Annotated in this window: 20 protein-coding genes and 1 other RNA gene; 15 read left to right on the plus strand and 6 right to left on the minus strand. The window is 37.2% G+C overall.

What is annotated here, in order from left to right; translation table 11 throughout:
• The first annotated feature begins 56 nt into the window (after positions 1 to 56).
• The 3 genes from rnpB (at position 57) to AAIB49_RS02285 (ending at position 3,202) form a co-directional block, all read left to right on the plus strand.
• An RNA gene (rnpB, locus tag AAIB49_RS02275) (RNase P RNA component class B) lies at positions 57 to 431 on the plus strand.
• A gap of 129 nt (positions 432 to 560) precedes the next feature.
• Entirely contained in the window at positions 561 to 1,691 is a 1,131-nt protein-coding gene (locus tag AAIB49_RS02280; protein ID WP_343457068.1) for a THUMP domain-containing class I SAM-dependent RNA methyltransferase, read from the plus strand.
• A gap of 11 nt (positions 1,692 to 1,702) precedes the next feature.
• The gene (locus AAIB49_RS02285; RefSeq protein ID WP_339214931.1) at positions 1,703 to 3,202 is read left to right on the plus strand and encodes a carboxypeptidase M32; all 1,500 of its coding nucleotides are present in this window, start codon (positions 1,703 to 1,705) and stop codon (positions 3,200 to 3,202) included.
• 190 nt (positions 3,203 to 3,392) lie between these two features.
• Here the strand turns inward: AAIB49_RS02285 and AAIB49_RS02290 are convergent, their stop codons facing one another.
• From AAIB49_RS02290 to AAIB49_RS02300, 3 genes are read right to left on the minus strand one after another with little or no spacing between them, the layout of a single operon-like run.
• Complete coding sequence (locus AAIB49_RS02290) at positions 3,393 to 5,081, minus strand: b(o/a)3-type cytochrome-c oxidase subunit 1 (RefSeq protein ID WP_343457070.1); 1,689 nt, start codon at positions 5,079 to 5,081, stop codon at positions 3,393 to 3,395.
• Entirely contained in the window at positions 5,081 to 5,584 is a 504-nt protein-coding gene (locus tag AAIB49_RS02295; RefSeq protein WP_343457071.1) for a cytochrome c oxidase subunit II, read from the minus strand. Before AAIB49_RS02295 ends, AAIB49_RS02290 begins: the two co-directional genes overlap by 1 nt.
• Positions 5,585 to 5,608: 24 nt before the next feature.
• Positions 5,609 to 5,746, minus strand: a complete 138-nt coding sequence (locus AAIB49_RS02300) for a cytochrome c oxidase subunit 2A (RefSeq protein ID WP_186869746.1) — start codon at positions 5,744 to 5,746, stop codon at positions 5,609 to 5,611.
• Between the two features lie 242 nt (positions 5,747 to 5,988).
• On the opposite strand from AAIB49_RS02300, the gene AAIB49_RS02305 reads away from it, so the two are divergent.
• Together AAIB49_RS02305 and AAIB49_RS02310 are read left to right on the plus strand one after the other, a co-directional pair.
• Entirely contained in the window at positions 5,989 to 7,074 is a 1,086-nt protein-coding gene (locus tag AAIB49_RS02305) for a type III polyketide synthase (RefSeq protein ID WP_339214938.1), read from the plus strand.
• Positions 7,074 to 7,592 (plus strand): isoprenylcysteine carboxyl methyltransferase family protein, encoded by a 519-nt coding sequence (locus AAIB49_RS02310; protein ID WP_339214940.1) that lies wholly within the window; start codon positions 7,074 to 7,076, stop codon positions 7,590 to 7,592. Before AAIB49_RS02305 ends, AAIB49_RS02310 begins: the two co-directional genes overlap by 1 nt.
• Before the next feature lie 47 nt (positions 7,593 to 7,639).
• On the opposite strand, the gene AAIB49_RS02315 is transcribed toward AAIB49_RS02310, so the two are convergent.
• Entirely contained in the window at positions 7,640 to 7,840 is a 201-nt protein-coding gene (locus tag AAIB49_RS02315; protein ID WP_186869743.1) for a cold-shock protein, read from the minus strand.
• A 346-nt stretch (positions 7,841 to 8,186) separates the two neighbouring features.
• Between AAIB49_RS02315 and AAIB49_RS02320 the strand changes: the two genes are divergently transcribed.
• Both AAIB49_RS02320 and AAIB49_RS02325 read left to right on the plus strand, forming a co-directional pair.
• Positions 8,187 to 9,863, plus strand: a complete 1,677-nt coding sequence (locus tag AAIB49_RS02320; RefSeq protein ID WP_339214942.1) for a formate--tetrahydrofolate ligase — start codon at positions 8,187 to 8,189, stop codon at positions 9,861 to 9,863.
• Positions 9,863 to 10,456 carry an HD domain-containing protein gene (locus tag AAIB49_RS02325; RefSeq protein WP_343457073.1) on the plus strand — a complete coding sequence of 198 codons (594 nt, stop codon included), beginning with the start codon at positions 9,863 to 9,865 and terminating at the stop codon, positions 10,454 to 10,456. Before AAIB49_RS02320 ends, AAIB49_RS02325 begins: the two co-directional genes overlap by 1 nt.
• A gap of 66 nt (positions 10,457 to 10,522) precedes the next feature.
• Here the strand turns inward: AAIB49_RS02325 and AAIB49_RS02330 are convergent, their stop codons facing one another.
• Complete coding sequence (locus AAIB49_RS02330) at positions 10,523 to 11,569, minus strand: C40 family peptidase (protein ID WP_339214945.1); 1,047 nt, start codon at positions 11,567 to 11,569, stop codon at positions 10,523 to 10,525.
• A gap of 136 nt (positions 11,570 to 11,705) precedes the next feature.
• Between AAIB49_RS02330 and AAIB49_RS02335 the strand changes: the two genes are divergently transcribed.
• From AAIB49_RS02335 to AAIB49_RS02360, 6 genes are all read left to right on the plus strand, one after another.
• Entirely contained in the window at positions 11,706 to 12,662 is a 957-nt protein-coding gene (locus AAIB49_RS02335) for a thymidylate synthase (RefSeq protein ID WP_339217970.1), read from the plus strand.
• Positions 12,663 to 12,674: 12 nt separating this feature from the next.
• Complete coding sequence (locus AAIB49_RS02340; RefSeq protein ID WP_339214947.1) at positions 12,675 to 13,166, plus strand: dihydrofolate reductase; 492 nt, start codon at positions 12,675 to 12,677, stop codon at positions 13,164 to 13,166.
• A gap of 135 nt (positions 13,167 to 13,301) precedes the next feature.
• Complete coding sequence (tatA, locus tag AAIB49_RS02345) at positions 13,302 to 13,538, plus strand: twin-arginine translocase TatA/TatE family subunit (protein WP_281413767.1); 237 nt, start codon at positions 13,302 to 13,304, stop codon at positions 13,536 to 13,538.
• Positions 13,539 to 13,558: 20 nt separating this feature from the next.
• The gene (locus AAIB49_RS02350) at positions 13,559 to 13,762 is read left to right on the plus strand and encodes a twin-arginine translocase TatA/TatE family subunit (protein WP_186869738.1); all 204 of its coding nucleotides are present in this window, start codon (positions 13,559 to 13,561) and stop codon (positions 13,760 to 13,762) included.
• Positions 13,763 to 13,925: 163 nt separating this feature from the next.
• Positions 13,926 to 14,669, plus strand: a complete 744-nt coding sequence (tatC, locus tag AAIB49_RS02355; RefSeq protein ID WP_186869737.1) for a twin-arginine translocase subunit TatC — start codon at positions 13,926 to 13,928, stop codon at positions 14,667 to 14,669.
• Positions 14,670 to 14,690: 21 nt separating this feature from the next.
• Positions 14,691 to 14,912: a YozE family protein gene (locus AAIB49_RS02360; protein WP_339214955.1), complete on the plus strand. Its 222-nt coding sequence runs from the start codon at positions 14,691 to 14,693 to the stop codon at positions 14,910 to 14,912.
• A 31-nt stretch (positions 14,913 to 14,943) separates the two neighbouring features.
• Here AAIB49_RS02360 and AAIB49_RS02365 read toward each other — a convergent pair whose 3' ends face one another.
• The gene (locus AAIB49_RS02365; RefSeq protein WP_339214957.1) at positions 14,944 to 15,267 is read right to left on the minus strand and encodes a YolD-like family protein; all 324 of its coding nucleotides are present in this window, start codon (positions 15,265 to 15,267) and stop codon (positions 14,944 to 14,946) included.
• Positions 15,268 to 15,386: 119 nt separating this feature from the next.
• Here AAIB49_RS02365 and AAIB49_RS02370 point away from each other — a divergent pair, with 119 nt between their 5' ends.
• Both AAIB49_RS02370 and AAIB49_RS02375 read left to right on the plus strand, forming a co-directional pair.
• On the plus strand, positions 15,387 to 16,538 hold the full coding sequence (locus tag AAIB49_RS02370) for an exonuclease SbcCD subunit D (RefSeq protein WP_343457076.1): 1,152 nt from the start codon (positions 15,387 to 15,389) through the stop codon (positions 16,536 to 16,538).
• A gap of 1 nt (position 16,539) precedes the next feature.
• Positions 16,540 to 19,653, plus strand: coding sequence for an AAA family ATPase (locus AAIB49_RS02375; RefSeq protein ID WP_343457077.1), 3,114 nt, complete (start codon positions 16,540 to 16,542; stop codon positions 19,651 to 19,653).
• Positions 19,654 to 19,725: the final 72 nt, after the last annotated feature.

Consider the following 19,725-nt stretch of genomic DNA (forward strand, 5'->3'; position numbering starts at 1 on the left):
ATTACCAGTGAAATTAGTTTAGGAATATGGTAAGATAGATTTTAGCGATAAATTGAATACTCATGTAATCGCTGCACGTTTGTGCAGAGGAAAGTCCATGCTCACACAAACTGCGATGTTTGTAGTGTTCGTGCTTGACGAATTCATAAGTCAAGGTAGTCTTTAAAGGCTAACGGCAGGTGAAGTTCCTAAGTCGCAAGATATGGAATGATAGCCTTGAAAGTGCCACAGTGACGGAGCTAAAGTGGAAACACTTTAGGTGGAACGAGGTAAACCCCACGAGTGAGCAACCCAAATTATGGTAGGGGCATCCTTTATTAGGGAAATGAACCGAACGAGGGACAGGTAATTCCTGTAGATAGATGATTACAACCGGAGTACGAGGCTGACCACCGCTTGGAGTACAATGGTACAGAACATGGCTTATCGAGTATTCAATGGTCTTACATATGATTTTTCCAATAACCTTTCTGCATCGTGCGGAGAGGTTATTTTATGTATATAGTAAATTTGTGGTAAACTAACGTTACGTTTACTCTAACAATGAAGGGATTTTGTAAATGGCAAAGCATATTAAATTAATCGCAACAGCTGCTATGGGACTAGAATCGGTAGTAGCAGAAGAAGTACGGAAGCTTGGTTATGAAGTAGAAGTTGATAATGGGAAAGTAATTTTTGAAGCTCCAATCTCAGCCATTCCAAGGTGTAATCTTTGGCTTAGAACGGCTGATAGGGTCAAGATAGTTGTAGGTGAATTCAAAGCGACTACGTTTGATGAACTTTTTGAAGGTACGAAGGCATTGGCCTGGGAAGAGTATGTAAGTGAGGATGGTCAGTTTCCTGTATCCGGTAAATCGGTTAAATCAGCACTCTATAGTGTTCCAGACTGTCAGAAGATAGTGAAGAAAGCTATTGCAGAACGTTTGAAACGAAAGTATGGAATGGCATCCAAAATGCCAGAAACTGGTGCAATGTATAAAGTAGAAGTATCGTTATTAAAGGATATGGCGTTATTAACAATTGATACGTCCGGAGTAGGATTACATAAAAGAGGGTATCGTGTTGGACAAGGGGAAGCACCATTAAAAGAAACAATGGCAGCTGCATTGGTTTTACTTACAAACTGGCGTCCGGAATTCCCGTTAATTGATCCTTTTTGTGGATCTGGAACGATACCTATTGAAGCAGCTTTGATTGGTCAAAATATTGCCCCAGGATTTAATAGAGAATTTGCTGCGGAGGAATGGGAATTTATTCGCAATAAGTATTGGGATGAAGCCTTTCAGGAAGCAGAAGATTTAGCCAACTATGATCAAAAGCTAGACATCATCGGAAGTGATATCGATCATAAAATGATTGAGATTTCGAAGGCGAACAGTTTAGAAGCAGGCTTAGGTGAATTAGTAACCTGGAAACAAATGCAAGTAAGCGACTTAACTATTCGTAATGAAAATGGTTATATTATCGCCAATCCGCCTTATGGTCAACGTATTGGTGATCAGGAAGCAGTACAAAAGATGTATCAGGATTTGGGGAATATTATGAAGAATCATCCATCCTGGAGTGTATATGTTTTAACAGCTCTTGAAGCATTTGAAAAGCATTACGGAGCAAAAGCTACTAAAAAACGAAAGCTATTTAATGGATTTATTAAGACCGATTACTATCAATACTTCGGGAAAAAAGTATAGGGGGAAGTATAATGGCAACTATTTCGGAAATGGAAAAGGAATTTAAAGATTATTTGAAGGAAATAAACGCTATGCGTGAGGCAGTAACGTTAATCCAATGGGATTTACGTACGAAGATCCCCAAAAAAGGTGTGGAGCAGCGATCAGAAGTAGTAGGCTATCTATCGCAAAAAATACATCAAATGCAAGTTTCCGATAAAATGAAGGCTTTCATTGACGCATTAAAGGATAATACGGAAGATGAAATTATTCAAAAGTCAATACTCGAATGCCTCGATACCTATGAGAAGAATCGAAAAATACCAGAAGATGAGTATAGAGAGTATGTTATGCTTCAATCCAAATCGGAAGCAGTATGGCAAGAGGCGAGAAATAAAGCTGATTTCTCTTTATTTCAACCGTACTTAGAGAAGCTAGTAGCATATAACATCAAGTTTGCGAATTACTGGGGCTATAAAGAAAATATTTATGATGCTTTATTAAATAATTATGAACCAGGTGTAACAGTGAAAACGTTAGATGAGGTATTTCCAAAAGTGCGCAAATCACTTTCGGACCTACTTCAAAAGATACAGCAAAGTTCCGTCAAGCCTAATACTGATTTATTAACGGCACATTTTCCTAAACAAGCTCAAGAAGCATTTTCTGTAGAAATATTAAATCGTATGGGGTACGATTTTGATGCTGGTCGATTAGACGATACGATTCATCCTTTTGAAATTACTATCAACTTAAATGATGTTCGAATTACTACTCGATATGATGAACAGGATTTCCGTATGGCTGTTTTTGGAATTATTCATGAAGCAGGACATGCATTATATGAGCAAAATATTGATAAACGATTAGAAGGTACCCCACTTGCGTCTGGAACTTCAATGGGTATTCATGAATCACAGTCCTTATTCTGGGAAAACTTTTTAGGCAGAAATAATGTGTTCTGGGAATCCCATTATGACGTATTTAAAAAGTATGCACCAAAGCATTTTGCACAAGTAGATTTACATGATTTTTATCAAGCGGTTAATGAAGTTAAACCATCTTTCATTCGAATAGAGGCGGATGAATTAACATACCCACTTCATATCATGATACGATATGAATTAGAAAAAGCGTTAATTAACGGAGAGATTGAGGTCAAAGACTTACCGCAATTATGGAATGAGAAAATGGTGGAGTACCTAGGAGTTGAACCACCAACAGATAAAGAAGGGGTACTGCAAGACATTCACTGGGCAGGTGGAGACTTCGGTTATTTCCCTTCGTATGCTTTAGGGTATATGTATGCAGCACAATTTAAGGATAAAATGAGTGAATCGATTCAGATAGATGAGGTTATTAAATCAGGAGATTTTGCTCCAATCCGTAAGTGGCTTACTGAGAATATCCATCAGTATGGTAAAATGAAAAAACCACTAGATATCTTAAAAGATGTTACTGGAGAGGGATTGAATCCAGACTATCTAATAAACTATTTAACAAGCAAATATCGTGATATTTATAAGCTATAAGTAATCTTGGTAGCCGGTATCTTTGTTGGGGTAATACATGGTAAGACTATGGAAAAAACAATAGCTGTTACAGATTTAGCCTACTAATCAAGAATTTTTCACTAATCATATGCTCCTTAATAAAAGAATTCCGTATCATTTAGATACAGAATTCTTTTATTAAGGCTACCAGTTCATTACTGAATAGAATTTATCTCCCTATTGGAAAATCAAATGGTACAGATCCTGCTGGTGAATGTTGAATAATATCAATAAAAGGTATCGTATATGCTGCAAGAATTAATACTACGGTAATACCAATCCATAATTTCCAATTTTCAAAGTAAGCAGGTGTAGCTTCAGCATTTTCTTCTTCTTCAGCAATTGGAAATTCTTCCTCACCCTTCGGAGCAAAGAATGTTAGTTTAATAAAAATGTAAACCATTAAAAGAATACCGACAAACAAGATCGTTCCACCAATTGCTTGAGCCATTTGGTATCCAATCCATTCTGTTACCTGGTCACCACCAGCATACTCAGAGTAAGAGGAGCGTCTAGGTCCACCTAATACTCCTTGTATATGCATGGCACCAGACATGATGAACATACCAACAGCCCAGACAATAGCTTGAATGATACCTAAACGATTAATCTTCGGTGTTAGTTTACGACCTCTTAGATGCGGAATTAACCAATAGCTAATTCCAAAGAAAGTAAGCATTACGGTGGTAGCAACAGTCAAATGGAAGTGACCTGTTACCCAAATCGTATTGTGAACTACTGCGTTCATTTGGTGTGAGGCGTTTATAATTCCACCAGCACCACCAGGAATAAAGGCGACCATTCCGATAAATGGAGCTAGGAAACGGACATCTTTCCAAGGTAACTTTTTTAACCAGCCAAATAAGCCTTTTGCCCCTTTACGACGACCAGTAATTTCGAATGTTGCAAACATGGAAAACGCGGTCATTAAACTTGGAATGACTACCATAAAGGTTAATACTACTTGAATGAACTTCCATGTTGGATCTATACCAGGTTCTGTTAACTGATGGTGAAATCCAACTGGGATCGAGAAGAATAGGAATAATACAAATGACATTCTAGCTAATGAATCACTAAATAATTTACCACCGATGATTTTAGGAATGATAGCATACCATGCCATATATGCTGGCAGTAACCAGAAATAGACTAATGGATGTCCAAAATACCAAAATAATGTTCTGCTTACTAACACATTAATGGTTTCTGCAAATCCAAGAGACCATGGGATAAACTGAATGAGTACTGCTACAGCAACACCTAATGATGCAATAAACCATAGAATGGTATTAATGGTAACCATAAAGGCAAGAAGTGGTGATTTTTCACCTGGATGTGCTTTTTTCCAAACAGCTAATTGATGCCAGTTGACAAAGCCAGCTATCCAGCTACCAACAACAACTAATGCAAGCCCAATATAGAATACTGGATGTGCTCGAAGTGGTGCATAGAATGTATAGAGTACACTTGCTTCACCAAGCAGAATCATGGTAGCTGTTAGAATCGTACCGATTACCATAATCCAAAAGGCAACCCATGCAATTTTACGTTGTTTATCTGAAATACCTACTGTTTTTCCCATTAAGGAAAAATGAAACCCGATAATAAAGTAGGTGGTTAAGACTAGCCCTAAAATGACACCATGTACGGTAAGTACTTGATAATAATCAATCCCAAATGGTAAGGTGAATTTTCCTGTACGTACGAAAACTTGTAGTAAGCCCATTAATCCACCTATAAATAATGAGATAAATGCAACAGATAGAAACGACATATAAAGTCTTGATTCAGGTTTAGATATAGGTAATGCCAGAGCGGAAGTTTGTTTATCGATTACTTTTTTTGCTAACTGCATTATTCATACACCTCCAAGGTGGCATACATTAGATGATGCCCAATTCCACAATACTCGTTACATACAATGGTATACGTACCCGGTTTGTTCATAACGGTTTCAAGACTACTTACATAACCTGGTTCAACCATCATGTTTACATTTGTGCCAGCAACATTAAAACCATGAACAACATCTTTTGTTGCTACCTGGAATAGAACCGTTGATCCTTTAGGAATCCGGATGTGTTTCACCGAATTTCCTTCCTCATCCTTTCCCAAGTCATAATAGAAGGCACTAGCAGCAATGTTTACGATATACTTATCATCGTCTACCTGTGTTAACCCTAGGTTTTCTGGTTTGAAGGCTTCATATGATTCAATATTGTTTGGGTCAATGGTAACGCCATGACTTTGTGGATGTGTTCCTTGCCAGAATGCGCCATAACCTAGCACGCTTAAGAATACAATTAGGGAACCAATTCCAAATGTTAACCAGATTTTTTCATACTTATGCAAATGCATCCTCATTCACACTCCTTTTCTTAGTTACCTCGAAATAAATAACGCAAATGCACCAATCCAACTGATGATGATAAATACACCTAATAGCATTACTGAAATGAAGGTACCTTTTAGTTCGGGCTTTTCTTTCTCAGATGCTTTTTTTGTTTCTTGATTTCGCATAAGAGATCCTCCCTTTTGATTTGTTAGTTATTACACCTTCATCATACACAAATTTCCAATACAGAAAATGCCAATCAGCTAACGTTCATCTTTTGTTCAATAGTGCCCTGGAATCCTTGGTATTACTGCGTTTTATAAGAAGAGAACGAAATGAATTGTGGCAGAAATATGTAAAAATAAGTAATAAATTATGAAAAGCGTAACAAACTAACTTCAAAAATGGCTTTTTAAAAGGTGAGACCATGACAATTATTTGTTCTGTTGGGAGAGCTATTCCAAAATATGAAATAGCTCAAAATCAAGTAAAAGATTTAGTACAGAAGATTTTTCAGTACTCAGAAAGGGAAGTAACGAGACTTTTACCAGTATTTGATAATGCTTCGATCCAATCTAGACAATTTGTAGTAGAGGAGGATTGGTTTTTAACGGATCACAGCTTTGAAGAACGTAATGGCTTATACCAGCAATATGCGATTGATTATGCTACTCAAGCAATGGATGATTGCTTACAGCGTGCTAATCTGACAGAGGCGATATCCTATGAAGATATCGATTTACTTTCATTTGTATCTAGTACCGGTGTTTCTACTCCTTCTGTGGATGCCTATTTGATGAACAAACGTCCATTTCGCCCTAATATAGACCGAATGCCTCTTTGGGGACTAGGGTGTGCTGGTGGAGCGATTGGATTATCTAGGGTGTTTAATTGGCTGAAGGCCAATCCAAGTAAAGTCGCTATGCTTGTCACTTGTGAGCTGTGTAGTCTTACATTTCAAAAAACAGATAATAAGAAAAGTAACTTAGTTGGAACAGCTTTATTTGGAGATGGGATTAGTGCTGTATTACTCATTGGAGAAAAGTCTCCGTTTCGCAATAAGCTGAATAAGCCCTTACCGGTTATTCAATCTTATAGCTCGTATACCGCGAAGAATTCTACAGATGTAATGGGGTGGAAGGTAGTTAATACAGGATTTGAAGTTATTTTTTCAAAGAGTATTCCTACGCTAGTAAACACCGTTTGGAAGCCTCATATGGAAATGTTTTTACAGGATACGGGTTTACAGATAGAGGATATTCATAGTGTTATCGCACATCCTGGAGGAAAGAAGGTAATCGAAGCCATGATAAACGCATTACATATTCCGAAAGAGAGATTGAAATATACGTATAAGATACTAGAAGATCATGGCAATATGTCCTCCTCCACGGTGCTCTATGTTTTACGAGAATGGTTACAGCAGGATATGATACCTGGAAATAAAGGCATTGTCTGTGCATTAGGGCCTGGTTTTAGTTCTGAAATATTATTACTGGAGTGGGATGAATAATGGCATTATGGATGTGGATGTTAATTATATTTATCATTGGACAACGATTAGTAGAATTAGTTATTGCTAAACAAAATGAGAAATGGATGAAGGCAAGAGGGGGAATAGAAACAGGAAGTGCACATTACAAATGGTTTATTTATTTACATATTCTGTTTTTTATAAGCGTCTTTTTAGAAACATCGATGAAATTGGTTAATCAGGAGGTTGTCTTTAGTTATTTCTATTTTTTCGTATTTTTATTGGCACAGTTAGCTAGGTTTTGGTGCATCTATTCTCTTGGGCGATTTTGGAACACTAAAATCATTGTTATGCCTCGAGTGGCCTTAATTAAAAAGGGTCCTTATAAATATATGAAGCATCCGAATTACGTTATTGTAGCTGTTGAACTCTTTGTGATTCCGATGTTATTTGGTGCGTATCTAAGTGCAATTGTATTCCCAATCCTCCATGTGTTGTTATTAAGGATTAGAATTCCAGCAGAGGAAAAAGCATTAACCTCGATACCAAAACTATAAAAAAACGGTAATCAACGTTGATTACCGTTTTTCATTATATAGGTTTTTTATTTTTTAACTACGTTAGCTGCTTGTGGACCACGTTCACCTTCAACGATTTCGAAGGAAACTTCTTGGCCTTCTTCTAATGTCTTAAAGCCTTCACCTTGGATAGCTGAATAGTGAACGAATACATCGTTCCCACCTTCAACAGAAATGAAACCATAGCCTTTTTCTGCGTTAAACCATTTTACTACTCCGTTTTCCATGTAAATAATCCTCCTAAAACCTTCACGTAATACGTGATAATACAAATCAGAAAAATGAGTATCAAAAAAGGCAGCTCTTAAAGAAAGATTGGATCATATCAACCCACTTCTTTCCATTCGAAGCTACCACTTTTAATGATCCATAAATCTTCATTGCTTGTGATAAATATAGCTTATTTTGATATGTCAGTCAAGTTGCAAATTGGTATATAATACGGAATAATCCAATCAGTCTGTTATTTGACTGACATTCATTGTATAATTATAGTATGTTGTTTATTAGCTGAATTATGTATTATATTATTTTTTTCTGGTCAGCAAAAAATGTTAAAAGGGGATAGGAAGAATGAAAATAAAGTCCGATATAGAAATCGCACAAGAAGCTACGTTAAAGCCGATACATAAGATTGCTGAAGAACTTAATTTATCCGATGAAGATTATGAACCATATGGCCATACAAAGGCTAAATTATCTGATCGGCTTTTGGCTAAATTAGCTGATAAACCGAATGGAAAAGTAATTTTAGTAACTGCCATTAGTCCGACACCAGCGGGAGAAGGGAAATCCACCGTTACTGTAGGTCTTGGACAAGCAATGAATAAGATTGGAAAAAAGACTGTCATTGCACTACGAGAGCCTTCACTTGGTCCGGTAATGGGAATTAAAGGTGGCGCAGCTGGTGGTGGATACTCCCAAGTACTTCCAATGGAAGATATAAATTTACATTTCACCGGTGACCTACATGCTATTACAAGTGCTAATAATGCTTTAGCAGCTATGATTGATAACCATATTCATCAGGGGAATGAATTAAATATTGACCCAAGAAGAATTGAATTTAAACGGGTTATGGACATGAATGACCGCGCCTTAAGACAAATTGTAGTTGGTCTTGGTGGACCGTTACGAGGAGTTCCTAGAGAGGATGGCTTCAATATAACGGTTGCTTCAGAGATTATGGCAATCCTATGTTTGTCTAACGATTTACAGGACCTAAAGAACCGAATTTCTAATATTGTTATTGGCTATACCTACGAAGAAGAGCCTGTTTATGCTCGAGATTTGAAGGTAGAGGGTGCTTTAACACTCCTTTTGAAGGATGCGATTAAGCCTAATTTAGTCCAAACAATCGAAAATACGCCAGCCATTATACATGGTGGCCCTTTTGCTAATATTGCACACGGATGTAATAGTATTATTGCTACAAAGACAGCAGCGAAATTAGGCGAATATGTAGTAACAGAAGCGGGATTTGGTGCAGATTTAGGAGCGGAAAAATTCCTTGACATTAAAACTAGAGCTGGAAATATTGAAACCGATGCAGTAGTGATTGTTGCGACAGTGCGGGCTTTAAAAATGCATGGTGGTGTGCCAAAGGATGAGCTTACAGTAGAAAATATTGACGCACTGAAGGCTGGTATGGAAAACCTTCAAAAGCATATTGAAACGATCCAGTACTTTGGCTTACCATTTGTGATTGCTATTAATCAATTTCCAACAGACACAACGAATGAAGTGGAATATATTAAAGCATGGTGTGAGGAAAGCAGCTATGAAGTAGCATTGACAGATGTATGGGCTCAGGGAGGAGAAGGTGGAATAGAACTCGCTGAAAAAGTTGTCCAAACGATTGCATCAAAAGAAAAACAGTTTAAGCATGTTTATGAGCTAGAGGATGCATTAGATACGAAAATCATTAAAATCGCTAAAACCGTATATGGTGCGGATGGCGTAGAATTTTCATCCAAAGCCAAAAAACAGCTTGCTTTCTTTGAAAAGCAAGGCTGGGGGAACTTACCGGTTTGTATGGCGAAAACACAGTATTCATTGTCGGATAACCCTGCATTACTTGGACGACCAACTGGCTTTACAATTACGATAAGAGAGTTCCGCCCTTCTATCGGAGCTGGATTTATTGTCGCATTAACCGGTGATATTATGACGATGCCAGGACTTCCAAAGAAACCAGCTGCCTTAAATATGGATGTAACAGAAGACGGTAAGATTGTAGGGCTATTCTAATGAACCAAAGTGAACAAATTTTAGCGATTCAAGCATATTGTCAAGACCTTTTTGGCAAAGATTCAACCGGACATGACTTTTTTCATTTAAAACGGGTAGCAAGACTTGCAAGTCAAATTACAAAACAAGAGAGTGCGAACACCTTTATCTGTGTATCAGGTGCTTGGCTTCATGATGTTGGAGACCATAAATTGTTCGATGACCCTGCAAGAGCCCTTAACGATATGGACAAATTCTTGACTTCCATACAGGTTTCTGAGGAGGATATTCTAGCCATTCATCAAGCAATAGAAAACATATCTTTCAGTAAAGGGAAAAAACCATCGTCCATAGAAGGAAAAATCATTCAAGACGCTGATCGAATAGATGCCATTGGTGCAATTGGTATTGCAAGAACGTTTGCATATGGTGGGGCGAAGGGAAGGCTAATGTATCATGATGTAGACAAACAGGATACATCATTACAGCATTTTTATGATAAAATTTTACATCTAAAGGATACGTTACATACAGATGCGGCTAAAAGACTAGCTGAGGAAAGACATGCATTTGTTGAAGCCTTTATCGAACAATTTCTCGAAGAATGGGGATAAACGGGAAGTAATTGTATCAAAAAAATGTAAGGAAGGAGAGCGAATACTGCTCTCCTTCCTTGATGTTTAGCCATCAATTCGCTTCGCACCTAAGTATCGGGTTTGCCAATAGGATTCGTCCATATTACTCACTTCCACACCATCTAAACTAGCATGGATAAATTGATTATTCCCTATATAAATTCCAGCATGAGACGGGCCAGGTTTATATGTCTCAAAGAAAACGATATCACCAACAGATAGTGAATTTACCGGAGTGGCAAAGTTCCAAATGTCACTTACTGTTCTCGGAATAGTGACATCATTTACGCTATAAACATATTGTATAAAGCCACTACAATCAAACCCACCAGGTGAACTACCACCCCAAACATAAGGAGTTCCGATATGCTCCTGAGCCGTTTGAATAATACCAGTATAATTAGCTGGGGCTGTAACATTTTTTACCTTTGTGTTGGTTTTTGTTACTGTTTCCGTTTCTGTTTCAGTATTTGCCACTGTTTCTGCTTCTGCACTAGCATTACTATTGGTTGCTTGTTGTCTTTCTTGGTCATACATGGTTTGAAGGGATTCTTGCGGTGCTTCATCAAGAAACTCAATATCATGTTTTTCTTCTGCAATTTCGATAGCCTGTTTTGTTAACGGGCCATACATTCCATCAATTTCACCTTCATAATAACCGAAGTACTGTAATGATTCCTGAATAATTTTAACATCCTCACTATGAAGGCCTGGATATACTTTATCGGATAATTTTTCTAGCCTTTTAATATGTCGTTCAATATCTACTTCAATCAGTGCAATAATCGTTTCTTTATCCGCTTGACCGGTAATCGTAATATTGTGATCCCGTTGAAACTTTTTAATGGCATGCTCGGTTAGAATGCCTAAATCTCCATCAACTTTATCATCATAATACGATAGCTCATTTAATTTATACTGTAAAATACGAACCGCTTCTCCGTGATCTCCATATTCTAATTGTTCCGCTTCTAATAATGTTCTATTTCCAATAATAGGATAGGCTCCTGCGTAAAGGGCAAATGGTTGACTCAGAACAAAGCTGTATAACAATGTATTCTTGGCTAAATTTTCAACCGTACTATTTAACATGCGTTAATACCCCTTTCGATTGGACTCTTGTTAACTAGTTTTATTGCAAATATATAGAAAATATGAATTACGATTATGTTACAAGATTATTATGGTACAATATAAAAAAAATGAAGTAGATATGGGGGAGCTCGTAATGATAACAGGAGAACAAGCTTATCTAGACTTATGTCAGCATATATTAACTAACGGTACAAAACGAGATGACCGAACCAAAACTGGTACATATTCCGTATTTGGTCACCAAATGCGATTTAATTTACAAGAAGGTTTTCCACTACTAACGACGAAAAGAGTTCCGTTTCGTCTAGTTGCAAGTGAATTATTATGGTTTATTAAAGGGGATACTAATATCCGTTATTTATTAGAAAATAATAACAATATATGGAATGAATGGGCTTTTAAAAAATGGGTAGAAAGTGATGAGTATACTGGCCCTGATATGACCGATTTTGGGAATCGCAGTCAGGTAGACCCTGCTTTTAATGAAGTTTATGAAGAACAAATGAATTATTTTAAACAAAAAGTATTAGAAGATGACCAATTCGCAGAAAAATATGGTGACCTTGGTTCTGTATATGGAAAGCAATGGAGAGCGTGGAAAACATCACAAAATGAAACGATTGATCAGATAAAAGAGGTAATTGAAGCCATTCGTACGAATCCAAATTCTCGTAGACATATCGTATCTGCTTGGAATCCGGAAGAGGTTCCAAATATGGCATTACCGCCTTGTCATACGCTATTTCAATTCTATGTAGCGGATAGTAAGCTATCTTGTCAACTTTACCAACGCAGTGCAGATGTATTTTTAGGAGTGCCGTTTAATATCGCTAGTTATGCATTATTAACCCATCTAATTGCACATGAAACAGGGCTTGAAGTTGGGGAGTTTGTTCATACACTAGGAGATGCTCATATTTATGGGAATCATGTAGAACAAGTAAAACTTCAATTAACTCGTGAGATGAAAGCAATGCCAAAGCTCAAATTGAACCAAGAAAAAGCGTCCATTTTTGATTTCGAACTTAGCGATTTTGAAATAATTGGTTATGAGCCACATCCTACCATTAAAGCGCCTATTGCGGTATAAGGAGGAATTTACTTGCTATCACTATTATTTGCAATGGACCGTAATCGTGTCATTGGTTCTAATAATGATTTGCCATGGCATCTACCGAATGATTTGAAATTTTTCAAGGAAACAACGACGGGCCATACGATTATCATGGGAAGAAAGACGTTCGATTCGATTGGACGAGCACTACCGAACCGGAGAAATATTGTGTTAAGCAGAAACAATATAACACTTCCTGAAGGTGTAGAATTAATTCACGATATGGACACGATTATCGAAATGAAGGAACAGAATCCTAATGAAGAGTTATTTGTCATTGGTGGCGGTGCTTTATTTAAAGACATCCTTCCATATGCAGACCGTATGTATGTGACTTTAATTGATCATGAATTTGAAGGGGATGTTTATTTTCCAGCCTTTTCAACCGATATGTGGAGAGAAACCTCTACTGTTAAAGGGGTAAAGGATGAGAAGAATCCGTATGATTATTACTTTATTCAGTATGATCGAATCCGTTAATTGGCATGGTGGTTGTTTATTCTACGGTTAACTGATAAAATAAAGATGGTTATCATGATGTAACCATCCTTGTTTTATGAACGTTTTGTGAGCGTTTCTTTTGATACATATATTTTGTAAGTGTTTTAAACTATAATGAAACTAATTTTGATAGAAGAAGGTGTCAATATGGGTCCTATTGGAATTCCAGGTTTAATTTTAATCCTAATTATTGCTTTAGTTATTTTTGGTCCAAAAAAACTACCTGAAATCGGAAAGGCCGCTGGTCAAACGTTAAAGGAGTTTAAGAAATCTGCAAAGGATTTAACGGAAGATGTAACGGAAGAAATTAAGGATGCAAAAGATCTTACGCAAGGTAAGGATAATAAATAAATTACTTGGAGTGAACAGTAATGAGTGGTATCGGTGTACCTGGTTTAATTTTAATTCTTATTGTTGCATTAGTCATCTTTGGTCCGTCGAAACTACCTGAAATCGGAAAGGCTTTTGGTAGTTCATTACGTGAGTTTCGCAATGCTGCAAAGGACATTGTTTCAGAGGATAACAAGCAAGAAAAGCCGGTTAACGAAGTAAATACAACGATTAAAAATGACTAACTAAAGGTGTAAGGTGGATAACCTTGCATCTTCTTTTCTGTTGTGATCTCTTTCTTTCCAGATCACGGTGAGGATTCCTAGTATACGTATATAGACAAGCTTTTATAACAAGTATTAGTATAATGAAATTTGATACAGCATTTGAACTCTTGGGGTGTTTTGTATGGCGCGTAAGAATAAAGAGAAAGAAATGAATTTTACTGGTCATCTAGCGGAGCTTAGAAATAGGTTAGTGGTAACTGCGCTCTTCTTTGTTGCGTTTTTTATTATAGGTTTTGTATATGTTAGAGATATTTATGGATTTTTTGAGAGTCATATTGACTTTAAACTAGCAGTAATTGGTTTAGGAGAAGTGTTTTGGGTGCAATTTACTATGGCTGGAATCGTTGCATTAGCTGCTACTCTTCCCATATTAGCTTTGCAGATTTGGTTGTTTATTAAGCCAGGGCTTACGCCGAAAGAAAGAAGAGCATCCTTAGCGTATATCCCAGTCATTTTCTTGCTTTTTGTTGGTGGACTAGTTGTTGGTTATATCATGTTTATCAATTTAATATTACCTTTCCTATTATCTCTAAATGATGGTATGTTTAATGAAATGTTTACGGTAGAAAAGTACTTTAAATTCGTCTTTCGCATTACATTACCATTTGCTATTATTTTTGAAATACCAATTATTGCAATGTTTTTAACTAGTATTGGCATTTTATCGCCAAACGCGATGCGAAAAATGAGAAAATATGCTTATTTTATTTTGATTATCGTTGCTGCGATGGTTACACCACCAGACTTTATTTTACCATTAATCGTTGCAATTCCGTTCTTTCTATTATATGAAATCAGTATTTACCTTTCTACTACGGTATATAGAAAGAAAGAGAAGAAGCATCGTGAATTTATGGAAGGCTAATTTATATTTGAGGTGTTTTATATGCGCTCGTTCTATCATTTTATGATGAGCTATCGTGGAAAAAAGAAGCCAGATGATGAAAGCAAACTGGCAGATTGGATGTTTCAGGATCATAATTTTCCGAGGCACTCTGATAGCTATGACGAAATTAGCGAGTATTTAGAATGGAATAGTCCATTCACCAATGCGATATCTGTATTTGACTCGCTGTGGGAAATATATGTAATAAAAGAAAAAGATTAAACTAGGGTCTGTCGATAAGACAGACCCATTACTATGATTGAATACGATATATATCGTTAAATGGAATAGCTAGTATTTCTTCGTTTAGATCCTTCAAGAGAACCTTTTGCTTTAGTTGATCCACCTTTTGAATCGTCCCACTAATCGCTACCATTTTCCCGTTTTGATAATACGTTAATGTAATAAGCTGATTGTCCTGATACGCCTCGATAATTTGATTGTTTATTAGCTCAAGCTCCTGCTCATCTAGCAGAGGCCGTTGGATGCGATTATCCTCACTCCATATAGTTTTTAGGAGTTCTACGTGCTCAGGGAGCATTAATGAAGTCCATTTGATAGATCCTCTATCATTCACGATTTTATCACCTCATCTTTATTATATACGAACATTTGTTTGTTTATCAAGGAAGCAATATACTGCAGAGTAACGAAACATGATAAAATAGAAGAAGAAATCACAAGGGGGAAAGTAGTATGAAAATAGTACACACCGCTGATTGGCATCTTGGAAAGATTGTGAATAGCGTTCATATGACAGAGGAACAAGCATATATTCTTGATCAGTTAGTCGACATCATTCGAACAGAGAAACCGGATGTGTTAGTAATTGCAGGCGATTTATATGATAGAGCTATTCCACCAAAGGAAGCCGTAGATCTATTAAATCGCGTATTAACAACCCTTGTAACGGACATAAAGATCCCAGTATTAGCGATTTCTGGTAATCATGATAGTCCAGAACGTTTAGAGTTCGGAACAGAATTATTTCGCTCACAAGGGCTTTATATTGAAACCAGACTAAGTAGAAGTCTTGAGCCTATTGTTATAGAAGACGAGCATGGTCCAGTTTACTTTCATCTAGTTCCTTACATTGAGCCTACCGAGGCTAGGGAGCTATTTAACGATGACACGATTCATTCCCATCAAACAGCAATGGAAGCCGTAACAAACTATATTAAAGAGCATCATGACATGAATGAACGTCACATATTTGTAGGACATGCTTTTGTAGCTGGTGGAATGGAGTCTGAATCAGAGGAGCGATTATCGATGATTGGTGGAACTCCATATGTCGATGCGAATTTGTTTCAAGACTTTGTTTATGTTGCGTTAGGACATTTGCATCAACCACAGCGTATTAAGCGAGATGAGGTAAGGTATAGTGGTTCGATTTTAAAATACTCCTTTTCCGAAGCTACTCATAAGAAGTCTGTCACCATCATTGAACTAGATGCGGATGGAACGTGTGAGTTAAAAGCTATTCCGTTAGTACCGAAGCATGATATGCGTATTGTAGAAGGACATTTTGAGGATCTTCTTACCAATCCACTAGAAAACAATGAGGATTACTTACACATCCGCCTGCTCGACAAGGGACAGATCATGGATCCGATGTACAAGTTAAGAAAAGTGTATCCGAATATTTTACGATTAGAGCGGGTTGGATTTTCTACAACAAAGAGCCTACTAGATTTACAACAAATTCGCCAACAGCAAACACAATCTCATACAGAGCTATTTGCTTCCTTTTATGAAGAGATTACTGGTGAAGCGATTGATGAGAAACGAATGGCATATATCGAAAGTACGATTTCGACTGTAATGGCAAAGGAAAGAGGGGAATAAAATGCGTGCAATCAAGTTAAGTGTGACTGCTTTCGGTCCCTATTTAGAAAAGCAAGTTATTGACTTTGAGTTGTTAGGTGATGAATCTATTTTTCTAATAACTGGCCCCACTGGTGCTGGAAAGACAACTGTGTTTGATGCGATTTGTTATGCTTTATATGGGAGAGCAAGTGGCTCTGACCGTGACCAAGACTCACTACGCAGCCATTTTGCAGCAATAGATGAGCCTACTGAAGTGGTATTCCAATTTGCCCTAAATAACTGCGTGTATGAGATTATACGTAATCCTAAGCAACAAAAGAAAAAAGAACGTGGCGATGGCTACACCGAAGAGCCAGCTAAGGCAATCTTGTATGAGATTGTCAATGGAGAAAAACAATTGCTATCCTCTCGTATTAAAGATGTCAATGAAACAATTGAAGAGAAGCTTGCATTTGATTATGAGCAGTTTCGTAAAATGGTACTAATTCCTCAAGGAGAATTTCGCAAGCTCATCTCAGAAAATAGTAGAGAACGTGAAGCCATTCTTCAGAAGATATTCCGTACCCATTTTTATGAAAAAATGACGGATGAATTAAAAATTCAAGCGAAAGAATTAGAAACTCAAATGAAAAAGCTAGAAGCGGATATGGAATATGAGCTATCTAAAATTGACTGGCAACATGTTGAAATAGAAGAGTCGGATACTAATGAGGTAAAACTAGATAAACTACGTCTGGAAATTGAAGAAACAGAAAATAGAGCGACTGAGCAAAACGAAGCAATAGGGAAGCAGCGGGAAAAGTTAAAACTTGTAGAGGATAAGCTCAGAAAAGCGAGCATCATTGAAGAGAAGTTTAAAGAACAACAAGCCCTCTTAGTAGAACAGCAACGGCTCGATCAGCAGAAAGCTACAATGGCAGAACAGAAAGCAAGGCTTCACCTTGCTAGAACCGCTCAGCAACTTGTCCCACTAGAAGAACAAGCCGCAGCAAGACAGGCAGAGTGGCAAAGACAAGCTAAACGCCTACAGGAGCAAGAAGCCAATCTAGCTCAGCTAAATAAAGAGTATGGGAGCGTGAAACAGAAATATGAAGAGGCGATAAGTAAGGAATCGGAACGCGAAACATTAAAAGAAGAAATTAAACGGGGAAAAGAACAGCTGCAGCTTGTGAATACGTATCTTGAGTTAACGAAGAAAATGGATAAGCTGGAGCAGAAGAAAATCCAAGCCAATGATAAACTAACGCAAACGCAAATGAACTTACAAAAATTAGAAGCTAAAATGAAAGAGTTAGAAACACAATTAGCAGAAGAGACGACATTAACTAAAGCGTATTATGAAACAAGAGATGCGTTAATAGAACAAGAGGATAGGAAGAAGAAATTAACGGAATATCAAATAGAAAGTCACAAGCTGATTGGTTTAAGGCAACAATATGCCACCGCTAAGCGAAAGTATCAAGAAAAACAAGAGCATATTAAGCATTTAAAGGCCAAGTACGATAAGCTACAATTAGCTCAAAATGAGCAATTTGCTGGATGGCTTGCCCATGAGTTAGTACCAGGTGAACCTTGTCCGGTTTGTGGGTCTACACATCATCCGAATAAAGCGGTACAAGATACATTCGAACATAACATGGAAGAGCTAGAAGAATTAAAAGCATTAATCCAGAAGCAGGAGCTAGAGTTTGATGCTGTGCAACAGGATTTTGTTAACCATAAAACGAATGGGCAAACACAGCGTTCTTACGTTGATAAGCTACAAGCTGAATTAGAAACGATTTTCCCTGGCTTTGCGAATGAACAAGTTCAAACTGTGGAAGCCAATGTAACGAATGAGATAGACAGTATCAAACGAAAATTAGAAGGAATAACCACTAAACTAAAGGAAATAAAAAGTATCCAAGACAAAAAAGTCACCTATCAGAATAAAGAAACTGAATTAAAACAAACATTTGATTTAATATCCAAGCATATGCAAGAGCTTAATGATGAGCTACTAAAAACCTCTGCAAAAGCGGAAGAATTAGTAAAACAATTACCAAACGAAGTGGAAGATCCGACAACATTTACTAACCTTGTAATCGAGAAAGAAAAACAGTATGAACATATGATGGTCGAATGGGAGCAATTAAAGTCTTCTTATGAGAAAATAAATGAGCTACGACAAAAACAAACGACCGTTTTAGAACAAGTTCAAGGATTTGAACAAGAAACAAACGATAGCTATCAACTGCAAAAGCAAAAGTTTCTTACTGCAATTTCCGAAAATGGATTCGCGAATATAGAAGAATACCATAAAGTAAAATTATCGCTTGAACAACAAAAACAACTAGAGACAGAAATAGAGACATACGAAGCTACAGTAAAGAGAATTCAATTTCGATTAGAGGAACTAAACGAACAGTTAGAAAAGGTGGAAAGAGTAAATTTAGAAGCGTTGGAAGCAGAGGCTAATCTATGCAAGGAAGAGCTACAACAAATGCAGGAAAGATTATTAACCATTCAATCCAAACAAAAGCATGATGAGGAAAGCGGACAACGACTAAAGACTATTATGCAAAATAATAAGGTGTTAGAAACCGATTATTATATAGTCGGATCATTAGCAGATTTATCAAGTGGAAATAATGCCTTACGTTTATCGTTTGAACGGTACGTATTAGCTTCTTTCTTAGATGAAATTTTACTACAAGCGAATGTGCGATTGGATCGTATGACAGATCATCGCTATCAACTAGTCCGAAGTGGCGAAGTGGCGAAGCGTGGTGCACAGAGTGGGCTCGATTTAGAAGTCATGGATCAACATACTGGGATTACACGATCAGTCAAAACCTTATCAGGTGGGGAAGGATTTAAAGCGGCACTAAGCTTAGCACTAGGATTAGCAGATGTCGTCCAAGCCCATGCTGGTGGTGTCCAACTTGATACATTATTTATCGATGAAGGATTTGGCACGTTAGATGAGATTTCCCTACAACAAGCAATTGACTGCTTAAAGGATCTCCAAGAAAGCAATCGATTACTCGGAATTATTTCTCATGTACCAGCTCTAAAGAGTGAAATTCATACGAAACTAGTTATCGAGCCTTCTCATAGGGGGTCTAAATTAGCTTTCCGTTTTGGAAATTAACCGGATTCTATTCAAAAAATGCGCTCTTTCGTCAAGAATCGTTCTAAATCGCATGATACATGTTGTTTCCTG

The organism is Ornithinibacillus proteolyticus, from assembly GCF_039581225.1.
Taxonomy (GTDB): domain Bacteria; phylum Bacillota; class Bacilli; order Bacillales; family Amphibacillaceae; genus Ornithinibacillus; species Ornithinibacillus massiliensis.